The 23,928-nt window shown below is 62.2% G+C and carries 23 protein-coding genes (1 of these 23 only partly in view); 11 read left to right on the forward strand and 12 right to left on the reverse strand.

Annotated features, from left to right (window positions below; all coding sequences use genetic code 11):
• The 4 genes in view from rapA to PU634_RS12380 are tightly spaced (at most 21 nt apart) and all read left to right on the forward strand, a layout consistent with a single transcriptional unit that may run on beyond the window.
• On the forward strand, positions 1–1,979 hold the 3' portion of the coding sequence (gene rapA, locus PU634_RS12365) for an RNA polymerase-associated protein RapA (protein ID WP_306761110.1). It extends 895 nt beyond the left edge of the window; only the last 1,979 of its 2,874 coding nucleotides appear in the window; the start codon falls outside the window, past its left edge; its stop codon occupies positions 1,977–1,979.
• 21 nt (positions 1,980–2,000) lie between these two features.
• Positions 2,001–2,660, forward strand: coding sequence for an RluA family pseudouridine synthase (locus PU634_RS12370; protein WP_371319644.1), 660 nt, complete (start codon positions 2,001–2,003; stop codon positions 2,658–2,660).
• Positions 2,660–3,460: an HIT family protein gene (locus PU634_RS12375; protein WP_306761112.1), complete on the forward strand. Its 801-nt coding sequence runs from the start codon at positions 2,660–2,662 to the stop codon at positions 3,458–3,460. The genes PU634_RS12370 and PU634_RS12375 overlap by 1 nt, the downstream gene beginning before the upstream one ends.
• The gene (locus PU634_RS12380; RefSeq protein WP_306761113.1) at positions 3,393–4,343 is read left to right on the forward strand and encodes a D-2-hydroxyacid dehydrogenase; all 951 of its coding nucleotides are present in this window, start codon (positions 3,393–3,395) and stop codon (positions 4,341–4,343) included. The genes PU634_RS12375 and PU634_RS12380 overlap by 68 nt, the downstream gene beginning before the upstream one ends.
• 78 nt (positions 4,344–4,421) lie before the next feature.
• On the opposite strand, the gene djlA is transcribed toward PU634_RS12380, so the two are convergent.
• On the reverse strand, positions 4,422–5,225 hold the full coding sequence (djlA, locus tag PU634_RS12385) for a co-chaperone DjlA (protein WP_306761114.1): 804 nt from the start codon (positions 5,223–5,225) through the stop codon (positions 4,422–4,424).
• A 245-nt stretch (positions 5,226–5,470) separates the two neighbouring features.
• Between djlA and lptD the strand changes: the two genes are divergently transcribed.
• From lptD to PU634_RS12415, 6 genes are read left to right on the forward strand one after another with little or no spacing between them, the layout of a single operon-like run.
• Positions 5,471–7,849: an LPS assembly protein LptD gene (gene lptD, locus PU634_RS12390; protein ID WP_306761115.1), complete on the forward strand. Its 2,379-nt coding sequence runs from the start codon at positions 5,471–5,473 to the stop codon at positions 7,847–7,849.
• 23 nt (positions 7,850–7,872) lie between these two features.
• The gene (gene surA, locus PU634_RS12395; RefSeq protein WP_371319600.1) at positions 7,873–9,189 is read left to right on the forward strand and encodes a peptidylprolyl isomerase SurA; all 1,317 of its coding nucleotides are present in this window, start codon (positions 7,873–7,875) and stop codon (positions 9,187–9,189) included.
• Positions 9,186–10,175, forward strand: a complete 990-nt coding sequence (pdxA, locus tag PU634_RS12400) for a 4-hydroxythreonine-4-phosphate dehydrogenase PdxA (RefSeq protein ID WP_371319601.1) — start codon at positions 9,186–9,188, stop codon at positions 10,173–10,175. The genes surA and pdxA overlap by 4 nt, the downstream gene beginning before the upstream one ends.
• Positions 10,168–10,977 (forward strand): 16S rRNA (adenine(1518)-N(6)/adenine(1519)-N(6))-dimethyltransferase RsmA, encoded by an 810-nt coding sequence (gene rsmA, locus PU634_RS12405; protein WP_306761116.1) that lies wholly within the window; start codon positions 10,168–10,170, stop codon positions 10,975–10,977. The genes pdxA and rsmA overlap by 8 nt, the downstream gene beginning before the upstream one ends.
• Positions 10,977–11,351, forward strand: a complete 375-nt coding sequence (gene apaG / locus PU634_RS12410) for a Co2+/Mg2+ efflux facilitator ApaG/CorD (RefSeq protein ID WP_306761117.1) — start codon at positions 10,977–10,979, stop codon at positions 11,349–11,351. Before rsmA ends, apaG begins: the two co-directional genes overlap by 1 nt.
• Positions 11,351–12,166 (forward strand): symmetrical bis(5'-nucleosyl)-tetraphosphatase, encoded by an 816-nt coding sequence (locus tag PU634_RS12415; protein WP_306761118.1) that lies wholly within the window; start codon positions 11,351–11,353, stop codon positions 12,164–12,166. The genes apaG and PU634_RS12415 overlap by 1 nt, the downstream gene beginning before the upstream one ends.
• A 67-nt stretch (positions 12,167–12,233) precedes the next feature.
• Here PU634_RS12415 and folA read toward each other — a convergent pair whose 3' ends face one another.
• The 4 genes from folA to rplU all read right to left on the reverse strand — a co-directional run bounded on the left by folA (position 12,234) and on the right by rplU (position 14,595).
• Entirely contained in the window at positions 12,234–12,719 is a 486-nt protein-coding gene (gene folA / locus PU634_RS12420) for a type 3 dihydrofolate reductase (protein ID WP_306763690.1), read from the reverse strand.
• A gap of 4 nt (positions 12,720–12,723) precedes the next feature.
• Complete coding sequence (gene cgtA / locus PU634_RS12425) at positions 12,724–13,890, reverse strand: Obg family GTPase CgtA (RefSeq protein WP_306761119.1); 1,167 nt, start codon at positions 13,888–13,890, stop codon at positions 12,724–12,726.
• Between the two features lie 118 nt (positions 13,891–14,008).
• Positions 14,009–14,266 carry a 50S ribosomal protein L27 gene (gene rpmA, locus PU634_RS12430; protein ID WP_014291574.1) on the reverse strand — a complete coding sequence of 86 codons (258 nt, stop codon included), beginning with the start codon at positions 14,264–14,266 and terminating at the stop codon, positions 14,009–14,011.
• Positions 14,267–14,283: 17 nt separating this feature from the next.
• Positions 14,284–14,595, reverse strand: coding sequence for a 50S ribosomal protein L21 (rplU, locus tag PU634_RS12435; protein ID WP_014291573.1), 312 nt, complete (start codon positions 14,593–14,595; stop codon positions 14,284–14,286).
• A gap of 234 nt (positions 14,596–14,829) precedes the next feature.
• Here rplU and ispB point away from each other — a divergent pair, with 234 nt between their 5' ends.
• Positions 14,830–15,804, forward strand: a complete 975-nt coding sequence (gene ispB, locus PU634_RS12440; RefSeq protein WP_306761120.1) for an octaprenyl diphosphate synthase — start codon at positions 14,830–14,832, stop codon at positions 15,802–15,804.
• A gap of 184 nt (positions 15,805–15,988) precedes the next feature.
• Here ispB and PU634_RS12445 read toward each other — a convergent pair whose 3' ends face one another.
• The 7 genes from PU634_RS12445 to mutL all read right to left on the reverse strand — a co-directional run bounded on the left by PU634_RS12445 (position 15,989) and on the right by mutL (position 23,927).
• Complete coding sequence (locus tag PU634_RS12445; RefSeq protein WP_371319602.1) at positions 15,989–17,287, reverse strand: adenylosuccinate synthase; 1,299 nt, start codon at positions 17,285–17,287, stop codon at positions 15,989–15,991.
• A 139-nt stretch (positions 17,288–17,426) separates the two neighbouring features.
• Complete coding sequence (hflC, locus tag PU634_RS12450; RefSeq protein WP_306761122.1) at positions 17,427–18,314, reverse strand: protease modulator HflC; 888 nt, start codon at positions 18,312–18,314, stop codon at positions 17,427–17,429.
• A 3-nt stretch (positions 18,315–18,317) separates the two neighbouring features.
• A complete protein-coding gene (gene hflK, locus PU634_RS12455) occupies positions 18,318–19,487 on the reverse strand; it encodes an FtsH protease activity modulator HflK (protein WP_306761123.1) in 1,170 nt (389 codons plus the stop codon).
• 50 nt (positions 19,488–19,537) lie between these two features.
• Positions 19,538–20,836, reverse strand: coding sequence for a ribosome rescue GTPase HflX (gene hflX / locus PU634_RS12460; protein ID WP_306761124.1), 1,299 nt, complete (start codon positions 20,834–20,836; stop codon positions 19,538–19,540).
• Positions 20,837–20,905: 69 nt separating this feature from the next.
• Positions 20,906–21,172, reverse strand: coding sequence for an RNA chaperone Hfq (hfq, locus tag PU634_RS12465; protein ID WP_306761125.1), 267 nt, complete (start codon positions 21,170–21,172; stop codon positions 20,906–20,908).
• Positions 21,173–21,208: 36 nt separating this feature from the next.
• Positions 21,209–22,153, reverse strand: coding sequence for a tRNA (adenosine(37)-N6)-dimethylallyltransferase MiaA (gene miaA, locus PU634_RS12470; protein WP_306761126.1), 945 nt, complete (start codon positions 22,151–22,153; stop codon positions 21,209–21,211).
• The gene (gene mutL, locus PU634_RS12475; protein WP_306761127.1) at positions 22,143–23,927 is read right to left on the reverse strand and encodes a DNA mismatch repair endonuclease MutL; all 1,785 of its coding nucleotides are present in this window, start codon (positions 23,925–23,927) and stop codon (positions 22,143–22,145) included. Before mutL ends, miaA begins: the two co-directional genes overlap by 11 nt.
• Position 23,928 lies beyond the last annotated feature (1 nt).

Here is a 23,928-nt window from a genome sequence, read left to right on the forward strand (position 1 = left end):
AAGCCCTGGCCGAAAACATTCCCGGCGTACTGCTGCTCACCGCCACCCCGGATCAGCAGGGCCACGAGAGCCATTTTGCCCGTCTGCGCCTGCTCGACCCCGAGCGCTTTTACGACTACGACGCCTTTCTGGCGGAAGAGGAAGAATACCGCCCGCTGGCCGAGGCCGCCGAGGCACTGCTGAGCGACGCACCGCTGGACGACGCCGCCCGTGCACGCCTGGCGCCCTTTATGGACGGCGAAGAACATGCCAGCCTGGAAACTTCCGAGCAACGCCGGGCACTGCTGGCCCGGCTGCTGGATCATCACGGCACCGGCCGCCTGCTGTTCCGCAACACCCGTCAGGCCATCAAGGGCTTTCCGTCGCGCCGGCTGCATACCCACCCGCTGCCCCTGCCCGCCCAGTACCAGACCGCCATTCGCGTGGCCGGCCTGATGGGCAGCCATCAGGACACCGCCGCCCGGGCACTGCAGGCCCTGTACCCGGAAGAGATCTACCGCCAGTTCGAAGGTGGCGACAGCAGCTGGACCCAGTTCGACAGCCGGGTGGAATGGCTGCTGGACTACCTCAAGGAAAACCGCAACAACAAGGTGCTGATCATCACCGCCAAGGCCGGCGTGGCCCTGGCACTGGAAGAAGTGCTGCGCACCCGGGAGGGCATTCGCGGCACCGTGTTTCACGAGGGCATGTCGTTGCTGGAGCGGGACAAGGCCGCCGCTTACTTTGCCCAGCAGGAAGGCGGCGCCCAGGTGATGATCTGCTCCGAGATCGGCTCGGAAGGCCGCAACTTCCAGTTTGCCCACCAGCTGGTGCTGTTTGACCTGCCGCTGAATCCGGATCTGCTGGAGCAGCGCATCGGCCGCCTGGACCGCATTGGCCAGCAGCACGACATCGACATTCACGTGCCCTATCTGGAAGGCACCGCCCAGCAGGCGCTGACCCTGTGGTATCAGCAGGGTATGGATGCCTTCAGCAAGCCCAATGCGGTGGGGCAGCCGGTGTATCAGCAGGTATCGGAACGACTGCTGGAACTGCTGGCCGGCCACGGTCAGGATACTGAAGCCCTGAACCAGCTGGTTGCCGACACCCAGGCCATCACCCAATCCCTGATCAGCCAGATGGAGCTGGGGCGGGATCGGCTGCTGGAGCTCAACTCCAGCGGCGCCCTGCAGCAACACAATCTGGCGGAGCAGCTGGCGGCAACCGACGAAGATCCGACCCTGGCCATTTTTGCCATCAAGCTGTTTGACGAAGTGGGCGTGCATCAGGACGACAAGGGCGAAAACGCCATCGTGCTGCGCCCCACCGAGCAAATGCTGGTACCCAGTTTTCCCGGCCTGCCCGAAGACGGTGCCAGCATCACCTTTGACCGGCATACCGCCCTGGGGCGGGACGATCTGCAGTTTTTGAGCTGGGATCATCCGATGATCCGCGGCGGCATCGATCTGGTGCTGGGCTCGGAAATCGGTACCACCTCGGTGGCCATTCTCAAGAACAAGGCGCTGCCGGTGGGCACCCTGTTTGTTGAACCCATCTTTGTGGCCGAGTCCGCCCATCACGCCCAGCTGTATCGTTTTCTGCCGCCGGCGCCCATTCGCCTGCTGCTCGACAAGAACGGCAACAACCTGGCCGACAAGGTCAGCTTTGAAGCCTTTGACAAGCAGCTCAGTCCGGTCAACCGTCACCTGGGCAGCAAGCTGGTCAATGCCTCCCAGGCCCTGATCCACCAGCAGCTGCAGGCAGCCCAGCCACTGGCCGAGCAACAGATGGAGCAACTGGTCGCCGACGCCCGTGCACGCATGCACCAGGCCATGGATCAGGAGCTGAGCCGGCTGCAGCAACTGGCCAGGGTCAACCCCAACGTGCGCCAGAGCGAGATCGATCATGTGCAGGAGCTGAAAACCGAGCTCGACAGCCTGCTCAGTCATACCCGCTTAAAACTGGATGCAATCCGGTTTATTGTGGTCAGCCATCAGTAACTAAAGAGCCCGAACATGGTATTGCTGCGTTACGATCCGCCGGTGGATCCCCAGTTTGACATCCTGTATCAGGACGACAGCATCATAGTGCTGAACAAGCCCAGTGGCCTGCTCAGTGTGCCCGGCCGGGATCCGGTGCATTTCGACAGCCTGTCACTGCGCGTGTCACGGGTGTTTCCATCGGTGCAGGTGGTACACCGGCTGGACATGGCCACGTCGGGGGTGATCGTGATGGCGCTCAACCCCAAGGCCCACCGGGAGATGAGCCGCCAGTTCCGCGAACGGGAAACCGAAAAGCGCTACTATGCCTGGGTACATGGCCAGCCCGCGGAGAATGAGGGCAGTATCGATCTGCCCCTGTGCTGCGACTGGCCCAACCGCCCCCGGCACATGGTCAGCCTGGAGCACGGCAAAAAGGCGCTCACCCACTGGCGTTGCCTGCGCCGCGAAGGGCAACGCAGCCTGATGGAGCTGACCCCCGTGACCGGTCGCTCCCATCAGTTGCGGGTGCACATGCTGAGCCTGGGGCATCCGATACTGGGTGACAACCTCTACGCCGAAGGCGAGGCGCTGACCATGGCGCCCCACCTGCAGCTGCATGCCGCCTGGCTGGCCTTTCGTCATCCCAGGTACAAGCACCGGCTGGAGTTCAGCGCCCCCGCTCCGTTTGAGGTCGACTGATGAGAGCGGCAATGCTGCTGATGCTGGGCTGGCTGGCGGTAACACCGACCCGGGCCCAGATCGACTGGAACACCGAACCACACTATCAGCCCGAAGGCCGGCTGCTTTACTTTGAGGCCGCGCGCCCCGAGGCGCAGGGCGCCCTGCTGGTGTGGCCGGAGCTGGAGCAGACTCATCACTGGCTGGCCATGGCACCCTGGTGGCAGCAACGCGGCTGGGAGCTCAGGATCCTGCTGCCCGATGAACACCAGCGCCGGTTCGATCCCGCCTCCGAGCAGATTGCCGAGCAACAGCAAGACTGGCTCGCGCAACTGGGCCGGCGCCTGACGACGGTCCTGGCCTCCGAACGGGAACTGCCTCAGTTACTGCTGACCCAGGGCAGCGCCACCCTCTGGTATCAACAACTGGTGGAAGGCGGCACCCTGCCTCCCCCCGACGGCCAGATAGTAGTGGATACGCAGCCCCGATCTGCCGCACATCAGCGCATGCTGGCCATCGGCCTGGCGCGGTCAGAGTGGCCGGTGCTGGATCTGTTCAGCCTGCAGGATGAGGCCGCAGCCAGCAACCGCCAGCAGCGCCAGCACAGCGCCGCCCGCCGGCATGCCGATTACACCGCCGAACCGCTCCATGACGTCAATCATCCGGAGCGGCAGATTGCCGCCTGGCTGGTGCGCCAGGGCTGGCTGCCACTGCCGCCCGGTGCCCCCGATTACCTGAAAGGAAGACTCTTGCATGAAACTGGTATTTCTCGACCGGAACACCCTGGCGCCGAGCGTGACCCTGCGCCGGCCGACTTTTGAGCACCACTGGCAGGAATATGCGGAAACCGCGCCGGCGCAGGTGGTTGCGCGCCTGCAACAGGCCGAGGTGGCCATTGTCAACAAGGTGACCATCGGCGCCGCCGAGCTGGCAAAGCTGCCCGGATTGAAACTCATCGCCCTGGCCGCCACCGGCAGCGACAATATCGACCTGGCCGCCTGCCGGGCCGCCGGCGTGGCGGTATGCAATATTCGCAACTACTCACAAAGCGCGGTGCCCGAGCACGCCCTGGCGCTGATGATGGCACTCAGCCGCAACCTGCATGCCTACCGCGCATCGGTGACCGCAGGCCGCTGGCAGCAGGCCGGCCAGTTTTGCTATTTCGACTACCCGGTACGGGATCTGAACAACATGACCCTGGGGCTGATTGGCTATGGCACCATTGCCCGGGATCTGGAGCGACTGGCCCGGGCCCTGGGCATGGAGGTCATCGTCGCCGCCCGCAAGGGCCAACCGGCCACCGAGGGCCGCTTGCCCTTTGAACGCGTGCTGGCCGAGGCCGATGTGATCAGCCTGCACTGCCCGCTCACCGCCGCTACCCGCCATCTGATCGGCGAGCGGGAGCTGGCCATGATGAAACCGGATGCCCTGCTGATCAACGTGGGCCGGGGCGGACTGGTAGACGAGCAGGCGCTGCTGAACGCCTTGCAGCAACAACGCATCGGCGGCGCCGGTTTTGACGTGGTCAGCGCCGAGCCGCCGCCCGCTGACAACCCGCTGATGCAGGCACTGGACTGCCCCAATTTCATTCTGACACCGCACATCGCCTGGGCCAGCCAGGCGTCGATGCAGCGGCTGGCGGATCAGCTGATCGACAATATCGAGGCTTTTGCAGCTGGCCGGGAACAAAACCGGCTGGTGTGATGCGTGGAGACGAAAGAGGTGAGACGCCTGGACGTTTCACCTCATGTCTTACGTCTTACGTCCTGCATCTTACGTACATCAGCGCAGATTGCGGGCGGCCTTGATGGTTTCCCAGGCCTGCTGAATGTCCTGAGCCTTTTCCTTGGCCATGTCCATCATCTCCTTGGGCAGGCCCTGGGCCACCAGCTTGTCGGGGTGATGCTTGGACATCTGCCGGCGGTAGGCCCGTTTTACGGTGGCATCGTCGGCCTGTGCATCCACTTCCAGAATGCGATAGGCATCCTTCAGCCGCTCTTCGGGCGAAGGCGTAAAACCTCCCGCCCCGCTGCGTCCTCCCTGGCGATACATGTGCAACTGGGCTTCGGCAAAGGCCAGCAACTGCTCCAGCTCCCGCCCGGAAAAACCCAGCTCGCCGGCAATGGTATGCAGCAGCCGGCGCTCGGCCGGGTGCAGCTCGCCGTCGGCAAACACCAGCTGCAGCTGCACTTCCATAAAAAAGCGCAGCAGGTTGCGGCTGTCCCTGACCTGAGTACGAAACCGGCGCAGGGTCTCGGTCAACGGAAAGTCGGCCTCTTTTCCATCGCGAAAGGCCTGCTGGGCCTCGACCCTTTGCGCGGGCTGCAGGCGCATCTGCGTCATCAACTGCTCCGCCAGCCGGATTTCCTCGGTGGTCACCCGGCCGCTGGACTTGGCCAGGTGCCCCATGGTGGCAAAGGTGGCATACAGAAATTCCTGCCGGGCATCCTTTACAAAGCCCCAGGCGCCGGCCAGTTTTTTGTCAACCAGATGCCCCAGCCACAGCCCGAGCAAAGCGCCGGGCAGATTGCCAATCAGCAGGCCGAACAAGAAGCCGATGATTTTACCCTTGATATGTGCCGGCATTTAACAGTCTCCCCGTGTAACGAAGAAAAACACGAAGCCGGCAAGAAGGTGATGCATGGGCAATGGGCGTGATGTCATATGAATTGGTTTTTGAGGGTGGATCCGCTCGGGCCGAGCCCGGCGTAGAGCTGGCAGCGAGAATGCTTTATCATAGCCCGCTACCATAAAAGAATGACACCAAAAGCTCAACCAGCCCGCAGGACCCCGGGCGGTGTCGCCAACACCAGGAACGAGAGCATCACCCCATGAGAATACGGATTATCGGCCTTCCCCTGTTGTTCGCTTCCGGCCTGGCCCAGGCCCAGTATTCCGGCACCGAACGGCTCGATGAGCCGGCCATGGATGCCAGTCCGCTGCCTTTCAGCCGCTGCTTCAGCCATGTGCCCCTGCGGGTAGAAGGCAACAAGGATCCCAATGCGCCCATTACCGTCACCGCCGACGTACTCAACGCCACCCGGGACGGCAAAATTCTCTACCGGGGTGATGTCGAGGTCATTCAGGGCGAACGCCGCTTCAGCAGCGACTATCTGGAGCTGGAGCAGACAAGCCGCGACGTGCTCGCCGAAGGCAACATTCAGCTGAGCGACGGCGCCATTACCGTGGAAAGCGACACGCGCCTCACCGGCAACCTGACCACCAGGGATACCGAACTGGATCGGGCCCGTTATCAATTGCACGGCGATCCGGGCCGGGGCCAAGCCCGCCGGGTGCAGCTGGCCGGTGAGCGGGGCGAGGTCGACCTGAAAGGGGCCAGCTACACCACCTGCCCGCCGGGCGAGGAAGTCTGGCAACTCAAGGCCAGCACGGTATCGGTGGAGCAGGACGAAGTCTTTGGCGAGGCCTGGAACGCGGTGCTGTGGCTCGGCGACGTGCCGGTGTTCTATTTTCCCTACCTCAAGTTTCCGGTGAAGAACGAACGCCAGAGCGGTTTTCTCTACCCCTCCTTTGATATCAGCAGCGGCAACGGCACCGACATTCGCCTGCCCTATTACTGGAATATCGCCCCCAATTACGACGCCACCATCACGCCCCGTTACATGGAAAAACGCGGCACCATGGCCCAGCTGGAGTTTCGCTATCTGCCGGAAGAAGGCCAGAGCGGTGTGTTCTACGGCGAATACCTGTCCCAGGATGACAGCCTGGCCAACAACCCGCTGGCCAATGAAGAGTGGCGCGATGATCCCCGCTGGCTGTTCAACTGGCGCCACAACGCCCGCTTTGACACTGACGGCCACTGGCGTGGTACCGTCGATTACACCCAGGTGGCCGGCTGGGACTATGCCTATATCGATGACTTCAGCCCGCCGGTGGGCGCCCTGGTCGACAACCAGCTGCTGCAGTCGCTGCAGGGCGGCTATTACGACCGCCACTGGCAGCTCACCACCGAAGTGCGTGACTACCAGATCCTGCGCGGGGACCTGCCTACCCAGCCGTTCCAGCTGATGCCGGCGCTGGTGCTGAACAGCTACCGGGGCCTGGGGGATTTCGATCTGGCGCTGGACTCTGAGCTGTCGCGCTTTGAAAACGCCAACGACAACGCCTACCAGGCCACCCGCCTGCATGCCGAGCCCAGAGTGATCTATTCGCTGATCGATCAGCCCGGCCTGCAGCTGAAAGCCGACCTGGGTGCCTATTACACCCATTACGAGCAGGACATTCCCACCACCCTGGCGCCCTATTACCGAGATACCTGGGGTTTTGACACCAACACTCTGGACACCAGCGTGGACCGCCTGCTGCCCCGGCTGCGCATCAATGGCGGCCTGGTGTTTGACCGGGAAACACGCTGGTTTGAGCAGGACTTTACCCAGACCCTGGAGCCGCAGATCCAGTACCTGTATGTGCCCTATGAGGATCAGGACAATATCGGTCTGTACGACAGCACCAGCATGCGTCAGGACTACTACAGCCTGTTCAGCGACCGCCGTTTTGCCGGCCTGGATCGCATCAGTGATGCCAACCAGCTGACCGCCGGTTTTACCAGCCGCATCTACGACGACAGCGGCACCGAGCGGCTGCGCCTGGCCCTGGCCCAGTCGTTCAACTTCACGCCGCCCAGGGTCAGGCTCTATCCGGGCGAGCAGCTGGACGAAACCAAGCGCTCCTTTCTCACCTTTGAGGGCGATCTCAACCTCGACAACAACTGGTTTGTGCATGGCGAGGCCCAGCAGGACACCCGCAACAACCAGCTCGCCGCCGGCAACCTGACCCTGGAATACAACGAACAGGGCAAACTGGCCCAGCTGGGCTTTCGCCACCTGAACCAGAGTTACTTCGGCGACAGTCTGGCGGACGATCTCAACCAGGTGGGCGGTACCCTGTTCTGGCCGCTGGCGCCTCAGTGGGGACTGATCGGCGGTCATTACCGGGATATTGAACTCCATCGCAATATCGATACTCTGATAGGACTGCGCTACGACTCCTGCTGCTGGGCGGTGAGCCTGGTGTGGGAGCAATGGCAGAAGGAAGACAAGCTGTTCAACCCCACCAGCACCACTCAGGAAACCAGCATCGGGCTGCGCTTCGAGCTGAAGGGCTTCAGCTCCCTGGGCACCGGCAGCGGCGAGTTCAAACCGGGCACCCAGCTGCTGCCCTACTATCGCCCGTTCAACCTCAATAACTGATTTCATTGCGCACAGGATTTGTCATGAACAAAAGATGTAAACAACTGCTGATGGCCGCCGGTCTTGGCCTGCTGTCGGTGACCGGCCAGGCCGCCGAGGTACTGGACCGCACCGTGGCCCAGGTCAACAACGACGTGGTACTGGAAAGCCAGCTCGACGCCCTGGTCAATCAGGTGCGCCGCAGTGCCCAGGCCGCCGGCCAGCCCCTGCCCGACGACCAGCGCCTGCGCAAGCAGGCGCTGGAGCGGCTGATTCTGGAAAGCCTGCAACTGCAGCTGGCGGAACGGCTGGGGCTGCGCATTACCGACACCCAGCTGGAACAGGCTCTGACCAACGTGGCCAGGAGTGAAGGCAAGACCCTGGAACAACTGCGCGCCGGCGTGACCGCCAGCGGCCAGAGCTGGGCCGACTTTCGCGAGCAGGTACGCAATGAAATCCTGATGAGCGAGCTGGCCCGCAACCAGGTGCGCCGGCGCATCAACATTTCCGATCAGGAAGTGAAACAGGTAGTGCAGATGATCCGCGAACAGGGCCAAAGCAGTGCCCGCTACCGGGTGGGCAACATTCTGCTGCCCCTGCCCGCCAATCCCAGCAGCGAGCAGTTGCGCCAGGTCAATCGCCAGGCCGAACAGCTGCTGACCGAGCTGAAAAACGGCGCCGATTTTCGCAAGCTGGCCATCGCCCACAGCGCCGGTCCCAAGGCCCTGGAAGGAGGCGACTGGGGCATGATGGCCATGGGCGAAATGCCGTCGCTGTTCAGCGAGGCGGTGAGAAATCACGCAAAAGGTGATATTATCGGCCCCATTCGCTCCGGCGCCGGCCTGCATATTCTCACCATTCTCGACATGGAAGGTGGCAAAACCCAGGCGGTACAGGCTCTGGAGGTCCGCGCCAGGCATATTCTGATCAAGCCTTCCGTCATTCTCAGCGAAGACAAGGCCAGGACCATGCTGGAAGGCTTTGCCCGCTCCATTCGCAATGGCGAGGCCAGCATGGCAGAGCTGGCCGAGCAGTTTTCCGAGGATCCCGGCTCGGCCGTCAACGGTGGCGATCTGGGCTGGGCCTCGCCCGAACTGTATGTCAGCAGTTTCCGTGATACCGTCACCCGGCTGCAACCGGGCGAGCTGAGCGCACCGTTCCGCTCCGAGCACGGCTGGCACCTGGTGCGGCTGGAAGACAAACGCGTCACCGACGCAACCGAGCAGGCCACCGAACAACGGGCCTATCAACTGATTTTCAATCGTCGCTTTACCGAGGAAGTGCAGACCTGGCTCGACGAGCTCAAGGATCAGGCCTACATCCGTATTGTCGACGCTCAATTAACCGATGGTGAATCGTGAGTTGTAAACGCATAGCCATAACCCCGGGCGAGCCCGCCGGCATTGGCCCCGAGCTGATGCTGGCGCTGGCCGATCTCGACTGGCCGGCCGAACTGGTGGTGATCGCCGACCCGGAGCTTATCAAGGCCCGGGCCGAGCTGCTGGGCCGTGACATTACCCTGCTGCCCTATGACCCGCAGGCCGAACCGGTGCCGCAAAAGGCCGGCACTCTGACCATAGCGCCGGTGACCCTGGCCAAACCGGCCGAGCCCGGCGTGCTGGACGAGGCCAATGGTCTGTATGTGCTGGAAACCCTCAAGCGCGCCTCCGACGGCAACATGAGCGGCGAGTTCGACGCCGTGGTCACCGGCCCGGTCAACAAGGGCATCATCAACAAGGCCGGCGTGTCCTTCAGTGGCCACACCGAGTTCTTTGCCCAGCAGGCCAATGTGCCCGACGTGGTGATGCTGCTGGCCACCCCCGGCCTGCGCGTGGCCCAGGTCACCACCCATATTCCCCTGGCCTATGTGTCCCGGGCCATTACCGAAGAGCGGCTCACCAAGATCACCCGCATTCTGCACGCCGAGCTGAAAAGCAAGTTCGGCCTCGCCAATCCGCGCATCTATGTGTGCGGCCTTAATCCCCATGCCGGGGAAGACGGCCACCTGGGCCGGGAAGAGCTCGATGTGATCATTCCCGCCCTGAACGCCCTGCGTGAGGAGGGCATGGATCTGGTGGGCCCGCTGTCGGCCGATACCGTGTTCAATGAAAAAAACATGAAGGATGCCGACGCCTTCCTCGCCATGTATCACGATCAGGGCCTGCCGGTGCTGAAATACATCGGCTTTGGCAAGGCGGTGAACATTACCCTGGGGCTGCCCTTTATTCGCACCTCGGTGGATCATGGCACCGCCCTGGAGCTGGCCGGCACCGATCAGATAGACGCGGGCAGCATGATCTGTGCCCTTAACCAAGCCATTGAGATGATAGAAAAACGCGATGAATAGCAAGGTCCACCAGGGGCACAAGGCCCGAAAACGTTTTGGTCAGAACTTTCTGCACGATGACTACACCATCGATCAGATAGTCAATGCCATTCATCCGACCAACGACTACACCATGGTGGAAATCGGCCCCGGCCTGGGTGCCCTCACCGGCCCGGTGTGCGATCGCATTGAGCGTCTCAACGTAGTGGAACTGGACCGGGACCTGGCGGCGCGGCTGGCCACCCATCCGTTTCTCAAGGACAAGCTCAACATTCACCAGGCCGATGCCATGAAGTTCGACTTCGCCAGCCTGTGCGAGCCGGGCAAGAAGCTGAAAATTTTCGGTAACCTGCCCTATAACATCTCCACCCAGCTGATGTTCCACCTGTTCGAGTTCTCGGCGCTGGTGGCCGACATGCACTTCATGCTGCAAAAGGAGGTGGTCAACCGTCTCGCCGCCGGCCCCGGCAGCAAGGCCTATGGCCGTCTGAGCGTCATGGCCCAGTATTACTGCGAGGTGGTGCCGGTGCTGGAGGTGGGCCCGGAAGCCTTCAGGCCCGCGCCCAAGGTCGACTCCGCCGTGGTGCGACTGCTGCCTTATGAGACGCCGCCGCATCCGGTGAACAACATTCGGGATCTGTCCCGGGTCACCGCCGACGCCTTTGGTCAGCGCCGCAAGACCATTCGCAACAGCCTGAGCCACCTGTTCAGCGCCGACGAAATCAGCGCCCTGGGCCTGAGCCCGTCGGCCCGCCCGGAGCAACTGACCCTGGCGCAATACGTTACTCTCGCCAACGCCCTGACACAGAAGAAGGAAACCTGATGTCTGCCCCCGCCATTCACATCACCCCGGTGCCCCGCTACCTGGCCGAACGCTCGTCGCCGGAAGACGATCACTATGTGTTCGCCTACACCATCACCATCGCCAACCAGAGTGATGAGCGGGTCACCCTGATCAGCCGGCGGTGGCTGATCACCGACGCCAACGGCAAACGGGTGGAAGTGGAAGGCAGCGGTGTGGTGGGCGAGCAGCCCGCCATTGCCGCCGGGGACGACTACACCTACACCAGCGGCGTCAGCCTGGAAACCCCGGTGGGCGTCATGGAAGGCTTTTACACCCTGCGCCGCGACGATGGCAGCGAGTTTGAAGCCCCCATTCCCGCCTTTCGGCTGGCCCTGCCCAACCTGATCAACTGATGGCTACCTATATTGTGGGTGACCTGCAGGGTTGCCTGAGCGAACTGAACCGGCTGCTGGCCGAGGTGAGCTTTAGCCCGTCCCGGGACGAGCTCTGGCTCACCGGCGATCTGGTGGCCCGCGGGCCCGACTCCCTGGGTTGTCTGCGCCGCATCATGGCTTTGGGCGATGCCGCCACCACCGTACTGGGCAATCACGATCTGCACCTGCTGGCGGTAGCCAGCGGCCTGCGCGCGCCGAAGAAAGCCGACCGCATTCACGATATTCTGCATGCCGCCGACCGGGCCGAACTGCTTTACTGGCTGCGCCGGCAGCCGCTGCTGGCCCGCCATGAGCAACACGGCTTTGTGATGACCCACGCCGGCATTCCGCCCCAGTGGACGGTATCACAGGCCGAGGAAGCAGCCCGCATGGCCGAAGCCGAGCTGCGCTCTGCCCATTACCGGGAGCGGCTGCGGGACATGTATGGCAATGAGCCCGATGCCTGGCGCGAGGATCTCGACGATCTCGAACGACTGCGCTTTACCATCAATGCCTTTACCCGCATGCGCCTGTGCCATACCGACGGCCGTCTTGACTTTGAGCACAAGGCCAGCCTCGATGATGCCCCGGGCGGGCTCAGCCCCTGGTTTGAGCTGCGGGATCATCATGAGGATCCGCCCCTGGTGTTTGGCCATTGGGCGGCACTGGAAGGTCAATGCAAGCAACCCGGCATCCATGCGCTGGACACCGGCTGTGTGTGGGGTGGCAGCCTGACCCTGCTATGCTGGGACACCGGTGAGCGTATCAGTACCCCCTGCCCGGTGTACTTGTAGGCCCCAATTTATTGGGGCAACAAAGCGACCTGTTGCACAATTTGCCCGGCTGAAGCCGGGCCTACGACTAAATCCGTTCCAATACCTGAAAACGGCAGTCGTAGGCATTGCGCTCGTCGGCAGGCCGGTACAGCTCACTCACCAGCCGCCAGTCCTGCTCATTCATCGCCGGAAAATGAGTATCACCGTCGATATGAGCGTCGATACGGGTGATGTAAAGGCGCTCTGCCAGGGGCAGAAAAGCGGCATAGAGCTGGCCGCCGCCCATCACCATGACCTCTTCCGCGTCCGTCAGCAGGGCCAGCGCCGCCTCGGGGCTCGGCACCAGCTCGGTGCCGGCCGGCGCCTCATGCAGGGAGCGGCTGACAATCACATTGCGCCGTCCCGGCAACGGCCGGCCGATGGACTCATGGGTATTGCGCCCCATCACCACCGGCTTGCCCAGGGTGGTTTGCTTGAAATAGGCCAGATCCGCCGGCAGGTGCCAGGGCATGCCGTTGTCGCGGCCAATGACTCCGTTTTGAGTCATGGCCACGATCATCGACAGCGTCATGGTGTTATTCCCGGGTATAGATGACATGACCGTCGTCTTCCTCGTCATCCCAGTCATCATCCTCGTCGTCAGCTACCTCCGCCTCGTTCATGGCGGCCTGGTGGTATTCATCCCACTTGAAGCTGACCGGCTCCCGGGCCGCTTCCAGCTCTGCCTGAGTGCGCGGGTGCTCGTCCAGGAAGGCCATCAGCGCCTGGGTCAGCTCGCGGGTGCCTTCCTTGCTGATGGCGCTCATGCGGAATACCGGCCCCTGCCAGTCCAGCAGCTCGGTGACCCGGGCGATCACTTCCTCGGCCTGCTCCTCGTCAACCAGATCCAGCTTGTTGAATACCAGCCAGCGAGGCTTGGCGGCCAGCTCTTCGCTGTATTGCTGCAGCTCATTGACGATGATATCGGCGTTGTCGGCCGGGTCGGAGCCGTCGACGGGCAGCACATCAACCAGGTGCAACAGCACGCGGCAGCGCTCCAGGTGCTTGAGAAAACGAATGCCCAGGCCCGCACCGTCGGCGGCCCCTTCGATCAGCCCGGGAATGTCGGCCACCACAAAGCTCTTCTGACCATCGCAACGCACCACCCCCAGGTTGGGCACCAGGGTGGTAAAGGGATAGTCCGCCACCTTGGGCTTGGCCGCCGATACCGCACGAATAAAGGTGGACTTGCCGGCATTGGGCAGCCCCAGCAGGCCCACGTCGGCCAGCAGCAGCAGCTCCAGCAATACGTTGCGCACCTCGCCCGGGGTGCCGTTGGTTTTTTGTCGCGGCGCCCGGTTTACCGAACTCTTGAAACGGGCATTGCCCAGGCCGTGAAAACCGCCCTTGGCCACCAGCAGTTTCTGACCGTGACGGGTCAGATCCCCGAGGATCTCGCCGGTCATCTCGTCCTTGGCGCGGGTACCCACCGGCACCGTCAGCACCAGATCCTTGCCCCGCCTGCCGGTGCAGTTGCCGCCGCGACCGTTTTCGCCCCGCTCGGCCTTGTGGAAGCGCTCGAAGTGATAGTCGATCAGGGTGTTGAGGTTCTCGTCGGCCAGCAGATAGACATCGCCACCGTCGCCACCGTCGCCCCCATCGGGGCCGCCCTTGGGAACATACTTTTCCCGGCGGAAACTGACACAACCGTTACCGCCGTCTCCCGCATCAATGCGGATTTCCGCTTCATCGACAAATTTCATTTCACTGCTCTCCCATTCGTTTTCTGAGCCTGTCTATCCGGCTCACATGCCGAACGTGCCTTGAATAAAGCAAAAAGCCCCGCCGGTTGGCGGGGCTTTCAGTAGTTCTGATTGTAACTTACTCGGTTACAATGCTGACGAACTTGCGGTTCTGGGGACCTTTAACCTCAAATTTCACCTTGCCATCGGCCTTGGCGAACAGAGTGTGGTCCTTGCCCAGGCCAACGTTGTCGCCGGCGTGGAACTTGGTGCCGCGCTGACGAACGATGATGTTGCCCGCCAGGACAGATTCACCACCGTAACGCTTTACACCAAGACGTTTGCTTTCTGAATCGCGACCGTTACGAGTAGAGCCGCCTGCTTTTTTGTGTGCCATGGAACTTAACTCCTCTCTTAGGCGCTGATACCAGTGATCTTCACTTCAGTGAACCACTGACGGTGACCCTGCTGTTTGCGAGAGTGCTTACGACGACGGAACTTGACGATCTTGACCTTTTTGCCACGACCGTGAGCAACTACTTCTGCAGTTACCTTGCCGCCATCTACGTAGGGTACACCTACTTTAACGTCTTCACCTTGGGCCACCATCAGCACTTTGTCGAACTCGACAGCTGCGCCGGTTTCCACGTCCAGTTTTTCCAGACGAACAACCTGGCCTTCGGCTACACGGTGCTGTTTTCCGCCGCTTTGGATTACCGCGTACATGATTTTAACTCCGAATATGGCACTCTTGCCCCTGAGGGCCGTGCACTAAAACTGTTTTACAATGGTCGCGCATTGTACGCAAATTGATCCCCCGAGACAAGGGCCGAGGGTGCAAAAAAATGATGCCCGTCCGCCTTGCAGACCATGCCTGCCCGGACAGGTTTATCCCTTTGACGAATCGTGTAAAATCCTACCATCAATGAATTCAGACTGCATCGTCCGGCTTATAACTTTATGGTAGATATCAACAGGATCAAACAACTGACCGAGCAGGACATGCACGCGGTCAACGAGCTTATCATGGCCCGGCTGCAATCGGACGTGAGCCTGATTAACCAGCTGGGCTTTTACATCGTCAGCGCCGGCGGCAAGCGCATGCGGCCCATGCTCACGGTGCTGGCGGCCCGGGCCCTGGGCTACGAGGGTGAGGATCACATCAAGCTGGCCGCCCTGCTCGAATTCATTCACACTTCCACCCTGCTGCATGACGACGTGGTCGACGAGTCGGAACTGCGCCGGGGCCGGGACACCGCCAACGCCCTGTTCGGCAATGCCGCCAGCGTGCTGGTGGGCGACTTCCTCTACACCCGCTCCTTTCAGATGATGACCGAGCTCAACAGCATGCGCATCATGCAGCTGCTGAGTGAAGCCACCAACGTGATTGCCGAGGGGGAAGTGCTGCAGTTGATGAACTGCAATGATCCCGACACCACCGAAGCCAGCTACATGCAGGTGATCTACTGCAAGACCGCCAAGCTGTTTGAAGCCGCTACCCGCTTGGCGGCGGTACTGACTCACCAGCCCGAGGCCGTTGAGCAGGCCATGCTCGACTACGGCAAGTACCTGGGCACCGCCTTTCAGCTGATGGACGACGTCATGGACTACAGCTCCGATGCCGCCGACATGGGCAAGAACGTGGGCGACGATCTGGCCGAAGGCAAACCCACCCTGCCCCTGCTGCGGGCGATGGAAAAGGGCACCCCGGCGCAGCGGGAGCGCATTCGCGACGCCATTGCCAACCGCACCGGCATGGAGCACCTGAACGAGATCATGGCCATTCTGGCCGAGACCGAAGCGCTGGAATACTGCCGGCAGCGTGCCCGGGAAGAGGCACAGAAGGCCATTGCCGCCTTGGCTGTGCTGCCCGAATCCGAGCACAAGGCCGCCCTGGTGGATCTGGCCCATATGGCGGTGGAACGCACCCGCTGATCTCCAGACTACCGTCACTCCGGGCTTGACCCGGAGTCCATGGCACAGAACACGGCTACCAGTACAACACACCGTTGTCTGCAGAATGAATGCCGGCTCGGGGCCGGAATGACGAAGGAAAACCGAGTGCACACAAAAACGCCGGCTCACTGAGCCGGCGTTTTTTATGCGTTCCGTTCAGGCATCAGGCCTCAAACGGGTGGCGCAGTATCATGGTCTCGGCGCGATCCGGACCAGTGGAGATGATGTCTACCGGTACGCCGGTCAGCTCCTCGATGCGCTTGATGTAATCGCGCGCGGCCTGGGGCAGACCTTCCAGGGTGGTCACCCCCACGGTGTTTTCACTCCAGCCGGGCATGGACTCATACACAGGAGTCACGGTCTCGTAGCCTTCGGCGGCCATGGGCGGCACATCCTGCACGGAGCCGTCGGGCATGCGGTAACCAGTACAAATTTTCACTTCCTTCAGACCGTCGAGCACGTCAAGCTTGGTCAGGCAGAAACCGGTGATGGAGTTGACCTGAATGGCCCGTTTCATCGCCACGATGTCGAGCCAGCCGGTGCGGCGCTTGCGGCCGGTGGTGGCACCAAACTCATGGCCCTTCACCCCCAGATGCTCGCCCACGTCGTCAAACAGCTCGGTGGGGAACGGACCGGAGCCCACGCGGGTGGTGTAGGCCTTGATGATGCCCAGCACATAGTCCACGTAGCAGGGGCCAAAACCGGAACCGGTGGCCACGCCGCCGGCGGTGGTGTTAGAGGACGTCACATAAGGATAAGTACCGTGATCGATGTCGAGCAGGGTGCCCTGGGCACCTTCGAACATGATACGGTCACCGTTGCGACGCGCCTTGTCGAGCATGTCGGTCACGTCCACCACCATGCTGGTGAGCAGCTCGGCATAGCCCCTGGCCTGCTCCAGCACGGCGTCGTAGGAGACTTCTTCTTCGCCGTAGAAACCCTTCAGCTGGAAGTTGTAGTAGGCCACGATTTCCTTCAGCTTGTCGGCAAAGGTGTTCATGTCGAACAGATCGCCCACGCGCAGGCCGCGACGGGCGACCTTGTCTTCGTAGGCCGGGCCAATGCCACGACCGGTGGTGCCGATGGCCTTGGCGCCCCGGGCCTTTTCACGGGCCTGATCCATGGCCACATGGTAGGGCAGGATCAGCGGACAGGCTTCGCTCAGCTTGAGGCGCTCACGCACCGGCACACCGCTTTCTTCCAGGCCGGCCATTTCCTTGAGCAGTGCTTCCGGAGACAGCACCACGCCGTTGGCGATGATACAGGTGCAATTGTCGCGCAGGATACCGGAGGGGATGAGATGGAGGACGGTCTTCTTGCCGTCGATGACCAGGGTGTGTCCGGCGTTGTGGCCGCCCTGATAACGTACAACATAACGAGCCTTGTCGGTCAGCAGATCGACAACTTTGCCCTTGCCTTCGTCACCCCACTGGGTGCCAAGTACAACAACGTTTTGTCCCATTTTCACTAACTGTCGAGTTGTTAAAAATGGAGTCTAACAAATTTTGACCAAGGCCGGAACTGCCAGACGGCCGGATTGCCGAAAATATTATCAGGCAATAAAAAGCCCGGTTGCCCGGGCTTGTTATCGTGTCTGATGATCAGTTGGATCCGGAAGGATCCTTGAGGAAGCGGAAGAAGTCGCCTTCCGGCTTGAGGATCATCATGTCGCCCCCCTGCTCAAAGCTCTTGCGGTAAGCCTCCAGGCTGCGAATGAAGGTGAAGAACTCCGGATCGGCCGCATAGGCCTCGGCGTAGATTTTCGCCGCCTCGGCATCCCCTTCACCCCGCAGGGTGCGGGAGTTACGCTGGGCATCGGCGATCATCACGGTCACCCGGCGGTCGGCCTCGGCCTTGATCACCTCGGCCTGCTCACGCCCCTCGGAGCGGTGCTCACGGGCCACCGCGGTCCGCTCGGCGCGCATGCGCTGATAGATGGAGTTGGACACCTCGGTGGGCAGGTTGATCTGCTTGATGCGCACATCCAACACCTTGATCCCCAGCTCCGACGACGACTCCAGCAGCCCCTTGAGCGCGCTTTCCATCACATCGCCCCGCTCTCCTGAGACGATATCGCGAATGGTGCGGCTGCCGATCTCGGAACGCAGGCTGTTGTTGATCCGCCGGCGCAGCAGGCTTTCGGCCTGCAGCCGGTTGCCGCCGCCGGTGGCCAGGTAGTACTGGGCAAAGTTGTTGATGCGCCATTTCACGTAGGAGTCGATGATCAGATCCTTTTTCTCGGAGGTCACAAAACGGTCCACCTGGTCATCCAGCGTCTGAATGCGGGCGTCGAGCTTGCGTACCTGATCGATCATCGGCACCTTGAAGTGCAGGCCGGGCTGATACACTACCGGCAGCTCGGAGCCCTGCTCACGCTTGACCTTGCCGAACTGCAGCACAATGCCGCGCTCCCCTTCAGCCACCACAAACACCGAGGAAAACAGCAGTATCGCCACCAGGGCCAGCACCACGATTAACAGTCTTTTCATCGCTTAGTTTCTCCCTGACGTCGGACGGATACTGGTTCTGTCGGAGCCGGGCCGCAGCTGGCCACTGTCCTGACCCGAGGGAACATTGTTGTTTGAATAATCGGAGGTGATCACATTGGGATCCACCTTGGCCTCACGCCGGGCCTGCTGCTCCATGATCTTGTCCAGCGGCAGATACATCAGGCTGTTGTTGCCTTCGGGCGTGTCCACCACCACCTTGTTGACCTTGCTGTAAATCTCTTCCATGGTCTCCAGATAAATACGCTGGCGGGTCAGCTCGGGCTGATTCCGGTACTGGGGCAGCAGCTCGCGGAAGCGGGCCACCTCACCCTCGGCGCGCAGGGCCACCTGCTGCTTGTAGGCCTCGGCCTCCTGCAGCAGACGCTGAGCCTGACCACGGGCCTTGGGCTCAATCTCCCGGGCATAGGCCTCGGCCTCGCGAATAAAGCGCTGCTCGTCTTCCTGGGCGGCAATGGCATCGTCAAAGGCATCCTTTACTTCTTCCGGCGGGCGGGCCGGCAGGAAGTTCAGATCCAGGATCATCAGGCCCAGCTGATAGGGCTCGATGATTTGCTCCAGCAGCTCTCGGGTTTCCTGACGGACCCGCTCACGGCCCACCGTCAGCACATCGTCCATGGTGCTGTGACCCACCACGTAACGCAGGGCGCTGTCGAGGGCCTGGTGCAGGCTGTCGTCGGCATTGGTGACGTTGAACAGGTAGTCACGGGGTTCGATCACCCGGTACTGCACGTCCATTTCCACCCGTACCAGGTTCTCGTCCCGGGTCAGCATAAAGCCGGATGCCGGCAGTGAACGCACGGTTTCCACATCCACCGGATAGACCCGGTCGATAAAGGTGGCTTTCCAGCTCAGGCCGGGCTCCACCGTCTGGTAGAACTTGCCAAAACGCAGCACCACACCACGCTGGGCTTCACCTATGGTGTAGAAACCGCTCACCACCCACACCGCAAGGGCAATCACCAGCGCTACGGTCACCCCGAAGGAGCCGATGCCGCCACCGCCACTGCCGGCGCCGCGGCCACCCAGCAACCCACCCAGTTTTCCGCTCAGGTTGCGAATCACCTTGTCCAGATCCGGCGGGCCCTGATGCTTGCCGTCATTCCCCCAGGGATCACGGTCTTTGCCACCATTTCCAGGCTCATTCCAAGCCATTTGTATCTCCGTCTTTCTGGTTTATGAAATTAACTCTACCAAGCAATTGATCATTCAGGCAATCGATCGCTTATAAAGCCTTCCAGTTGCTCGCCTTCCTGTTTGAGCAGGCGATGCCAGTCGGCCTGCTGCAGGCGTATATCCACCACGTATTCCCCCTGCTCGCCAAAGGACTCGGCGACGATGCCGTTCAGGGCATACAACCGGCTGCGCAGCCGGGACGCCGAGGCCGGCAGGGTCAGCCGGTGCTCCACCAGAGCGCCGGCCAGCAATTCGTTCAGCGCACTCAGCAGACCGTCAATACCCAGTCCTTGTTGCGCCGATACCCATACCGCTCTGGGGCGGCCCTCGTCATCCCGCTCAATGCGGGGCTCGGGCGGATCCAGCTTGTCGATCTTGTTGAACACCATCAGCACCGGAATCTCGTCGGCCTCGATCTGTTCGAGCACCGAGTTGACCTCGTCGATGTTATCGCGCATCTGCTCATCGGCACAGTCCACCACGTGCAGCAGCAGATCCGCGTCCCGGGTTTCCTGCAGGGTGGCCTTGAAGGCCGCCACCAGGTCATGGGGCAGATGACGAATAAAGCCTACCGTGTCGGCCAGAATGACGGGGCCGGCATCGGGCAGTTCAATCTTGCGCAAGGTGGGATCCAGGGTCGCAAACAGCTGATCCGCCGCATACACGTCGGACTCGGTCAGACGGTTGAACAGGGTCGACTTGCCGGCGTTGGTGTAACCCACCAGCGACAGGGTCGGGATCTCGTTGCGCTGACGCGCCCGCCGTCCCTGCTCCCGCTGCCGGGAGACCTTTTCCAGCCGTTTTTGAATGTACTTGATGCGCTCGCGCAGCAGACGACGGTCGGTTTCCAGCTGGGTTTCACCCGGGCCGCGCAGGCCGATGCCGCCCTTTTGCCGCTCCAGGTGGGTCCAGCCCCGTACCAGCCGGGTGGACAGGTGTCGCAACTGGGCCAGCTCCACCTGCAGCTTGCCCTCGTGGGTGCGGGCGCGCTGGGCAAAGATATCGAGGATCAGACCGGTGCGGTCCAGCACCCGGCACTTGACCTCCCGCTCCAGGTTGCGCTCCTGGGCCGGCGACAGGCTGTGGTTGAAGATCACCACGTCGGCCTGGTGCATGTGCACCAGCGCCGCCAGCTCCTCGACCTTGCCGGTGCCGATAAAAAACTTGGACTGGGGCGCGGCCCGGCTGGAAGTGACCACGGCGCAGGTGGTCACGCCGGCGGAGTCCGCCAGCAGCTTCAGCTCTTCGAGATCTTCCCGCTCGCTGTCGTCGGTAAAATTGATATGAACCAAAATGGCGGACTCGCCACCCTGATAACGCTCAAACAAGGTGTGTCCTCCGTGCTATGGCCGGCTTGGTCACCGCACCCATGCGGTGAATACAGGGTAAATTCAGACTCAATCTTGACCCTGCTCGCTGTCGGTCTGCTCCTGACCGCCACTGGCAGAGGTCAGGTGATGCACCGGCCGGGCCGGCACCACGGTGGAAATGGCGTGTTTGTAAACCATCTGGCTGACGGTGTTTTTCAGCAGAATAACGAACTGATCGAAAGACTCGATCTGACCCTGCAACTTGATGCCGTTGACCAGATAAATGGAGACGGGAACCCGCTCGCGACGCAGCGCGTTCAGAAACGGATCCTGCAGTGATTGCCCCTTAGCCATTTTTTTGTCCTTATCTTTTGTAATAGTGAAAAATTATTATTCTTTTGTTTGCCGCCAGGCCCGTTGCACACGGTCAACCAGTTGCCGACCCGCATCCTTGTCGTCGGTGTCGAGCCAGATCAGCCCGGGCCAGCCCCTGAGCCAGGTTAACTGCCGTTTGGCCAGCTGGCGGGTGGCCGCAATGCCGCGCTGCACCATTTCATCATAGCCAACATTGCCGGCCAGGTAATCCCACATTTGCCGGTAGCCCACACAGCGAATGGAGGGCAGATCGGGATGCAGATCGCCGCGCTGATACAGGGCCCTCACTTCCTGCTCAAAGCCCTGCTCCAGCATCAGCTGAAACCGCTCGGCAATGCGCCGGTGCAGCTCGGCCCGCTCGGCGGGTGCAATCGCAAACTGTAACACTTTGTAAGGCAAGGGATCACCCTTGCTTTCCGTCAATTCTGTGAGCGTTTTACCGGAAATACGAAAAACTTCCAGCGCCCGGGACAGCCGCTGCGGATCGTTGGGATGAATGCGCGCCGCCGCCACCGGATCGATGGCCGCCAGCTGCTGATGCAGGGCCTGCCAGCCCCGCTCGGCGGCCTCACGCTCGATGCCGGCACGCACGTCAGGGTCGGCCGAGGGCAACGGCGACAGCCCTTCCAGCAACGCCTTGAAATAAAGCATGGTGCCACCCACCAGCAACGGAATGCGGCCGGCTTTGGTACTCTCCGCCATGGCGGCCAGGGCGTCGCGGCGAAAGTCGGCGGCGGAATAGGCCTCGCGCGGATCGATAAGATCGATCAGCCGGTGCGGCGTGGCCGCCAGCTCCTCGGCCGTGGGCTTGGCTGTGCCGATGTTCATGCCCTTGTACACCAGAGCCGAATCGACACTGATGATGTCGCAGGGCAGCTGACGGCACAATTCCATGGCCAGGCCGGTCTTGCCCGACGCGGTCGGCCCCATCAGGAATATCGCCGGGGGCTTAGTCCCCATGTGTCCACCTGTTCAGTTGGGGTTCCATGTCCACCGGACGCAGAAAGTCCGGCGGGGCTTCAGTCAGTTCGGGAATCAGCCGTTGCCACAGGGCCGTGGCCCGGCGCCAGCTCCAGTCCTCGTGGATGGCGGCCTGCTGCGTCAGCCACCGGCACAGGGCCTCGGGCTGGCGGGCATCTTCCTGCTCCAGCCGCGCCAGCAGCTCGGGAAACAACCGGGCCAGATCGGCGTGACGCAGGGGCTGAGGCACCCGGGTGAGAATAATGGTGTCGCCGGGACCGGTTTTCAACTCGATGCCCAGCTTTTGCAGCAGGGGGCCGTGGGTATTGAGCCGGTCGCCCTGCCGGCCCGGTAGCGCCAGCCGGATCGGCAGCAACAGCGGCTGGGGGGTCAGCCCCTGCTGCCAGGCCGCCAGCAACGCCCGGCCATCCAGCCAGGCCTGCGCCTGATTGAGTTCGCACAGCCACAGCCGCCCCCGGTAAAGCACCACCAGAAACCGGTCCCGCTCCAGCAGCAGGGGACCGTCGGCGGGGCCTTCCGCGACCGGCGGGGACACCGAGGCCGGCGCCGCGGGGTCTGCCTTGGGCAGGGTGGTCATCAGGCTGTCGAGCCCTTGCCACTGTCGCTGGCTGACGCCGCTTTCCCGGGCCCGCTCCGAACGCTGACCGTAGCCATGGCCGGCGGGCGCGTAACGGGGCGGCGACACCGGCGCCGCATCATAGGCCTCGGCCTCATAGCCGGCGTCCGGCTCACCGGCAGCAACCGGTGGCGCACCGTGTTCCTCGGCCAGGGTCTGGTGCAGCACCTGATAGATAAAGTCGTGCACCAGCCGGGCCTGGTGAAACCGCACCTCGTGCTTGGCCGGATGCACATTCACGTCCACTTCATGGGCGTCCAGTTCGAGGTAGAGCACAAAGGCACCGTGGCCCTCGGCCGGCAGCCGGTCGCCGTAGGCCTGGCGCACCGCGTGGTTGAGCAGTTTGTCGCGCATCATGCGGCCATTGACATAGGTATATTGCAGATCGGGCTGGTTGCGGGCCGCCGAAGGGGGCGCCAGCCAGCCCCACAGGCGCAGGCCATGGTGCTCGCTGTCGAACTTCAGCGCCGAGGCCACAAAGGCCGGCCCGCATACCGCCGCCAGCCGCTTGTCGTGCTGGGACGGCAACCTGCCGGCCCGGTACTGGCGCACCGGCTTGCCGTTGTGGCGCAGGATCATGTCCACCTCAAAGCGGCTGAGGGCGATGCGCCTGAGCACCTCGTCGATATGGCCAAACTCGGTTTTTTCGGTGCGCATAAAACGCCGCCGGGCCGGGGTGTTGAAGAACAGATCTCTCACCTCCACCGTGGTGCCCGGCGGATGGGACGCCGGCTGCAACTGCACCGCCATGTCCCGGCCCTCGGCCATGGCCTGCCAGGCCTGCTCCTGTTCGGCGGGCCGGGAGGTGAGCACCAGCCGGGATACCGAGCTGATGGAGGCCAGCGCCTCGCCGCGAAAGCCCAGGCTGAGAATGGCCTCCAGATCTTCCAGACTGCTGACCTTGGAGGTGGCGTGGCGGGACAGCGCCAGGGTAAGCTCGTCCTTGCCGATGCCGCCGCCATTGTCGCGAATGCGGATCAGCTTGGCACCGCCCTTTTCGATGTCCACCTCGATGCGGGTGGCGCCGGCGTCCAGGCTGTTTTCCACCAGCTCCTTGACCACGGAGGCTGGGCGTTCCACCACCTCACCGGCGGCAATCTGGTTGGCCAGCCGGGCCGGCAATATGCGTATTGGCATC

Origin of the sequence: Oceanimonas pelagia (genome assembly GCF_030849025.1) — a bacterium.
GTDB classification, from domain to species: domain Bacteria; phylum Pseudomonadota; class Gammaproteobacteria; order Enterobacterales; family Aeromonadaceae; genus Oceanimonas; species Oceanimonas pelagia.

Coding starts and splice junctions, on each gene's coding strand:
- PU634_RS12375 (WP_306761112.1), top strand. CDS start 2,660: ATGAGAGCGGCAATGCTGCTGATGCTGGGCTGGCTGGCGGTAACACCG.
- PU634_RS12380 (WP_306761113.1), top strand. CDS start 3,393: ATGAAACTGGTATTTCTCGACCGGAACACCCTGGCGCCGAGCGTGACC.
- djlA (WP_306761114.1), bottom strand. CDS start 5,225: ATGCCGGCACATATCAAGGGTAAAATCATCGGCTTCTTGTTCGGCCTG.
- lptD (WP_306761115.1), top strand. CDS start 5,471: ATGAGAATACGGATTATCGGCCTTCCCCTGTTGTTCGCTTCCGGCCTG.
- surA (WP_371319600.1), top strand. CDS start 7,873: ATGAACAAAAGATGTAAACAACTGCTGATGGCCGCCGGTCTTGGCCTG.
- rsmA (WP_306761116.1), top strand. CDS start 10,168: ATGAATAGCAAGGTCCACCAGGGGCACAAGGCCCGAAAACGTTTTGGT.
- apaG (WP_306761117.1), top strand. CDS start 10,977: ATGTCTGCCCCCGCCATTCACATCACCCCGGTGCCCCGCTACCTGGCC.
- PU634_RS12415 (WP_306761118.1), top strand. CDS start 11,351: ATGGCTACCTATATTGTGGGTGACCTGCAGGGTTGCCTGAGCGAACTG.
- folA (WP_306763690.1), bottom strand. CDS start 12,719: ATGACGCTGTCGATGATCGTGGCCATGACTCAAAACGGAGTCATTGGC.
- cgtA (WP_306761119.1), bottom strand. CDS start 13,890: ATGAAATTTGTCGATGAAGCGGAAATCCGCATTGATGCGGGAGACGGC.
- rpmA (WP_014291574.1), bottom strand. CDS start 14,266: ATGGCACACAAAAAAGCAGGCGGCTCTACTCGTAACGGTCGCGATTCA.
- rplU (WP_014291573.1), bottom strand. CDS start 14,595: ATGTACGCGGTAATCCAAAGCGGCGGAAAACAGCACCGTGTAGCCGAA.
- ispB (WP_306761120.1), top strand. CDS start 14,830: ATGGTAGATATCAACAGGATCAAACAACTGACCGAGCAGGACATGCAC.
- PU634_RS12445 (WP_371319602.1), bottom strand. CDS start 17,287: ATGGGACAAAACGTTGTTGTACTTGGCACCCAGTGGGGTGACGAAGGC.
- hflC (WP_306761122.1), bottom strand. CDS start 18,314: ATGAAAAGACTGTTAATCGTGGTGCTGGCCCTGGTGGCGATACTGCTG.
- hflK (WP_306761123.1), bottom strand. CDS start 19,487: ATGGCTTGGAATGAGCCTGGAAATGGTGGCAAAGACCGTGATCCCTGG.
- hfq (WP_306761125.1), bottom strand. CDS start 21,172: ATGGCTAAGGGGCAATCACTGCAGGATCCGTTTCTGAACGCGCTGCGT.
- miaA (WP_306761126.1), bottom strand. CDS start 22,153: ATGGGGACTAAGCCCCCGGCGATATTCCTGATGGGGCCGACCGCGTCG.
- mutL (WP_306761127.1), bottom strand. CDS start 23,927: ATGCCAATACGCATATTGCCGGCCCGGCTGGCCAACCAGATTGCCGCC.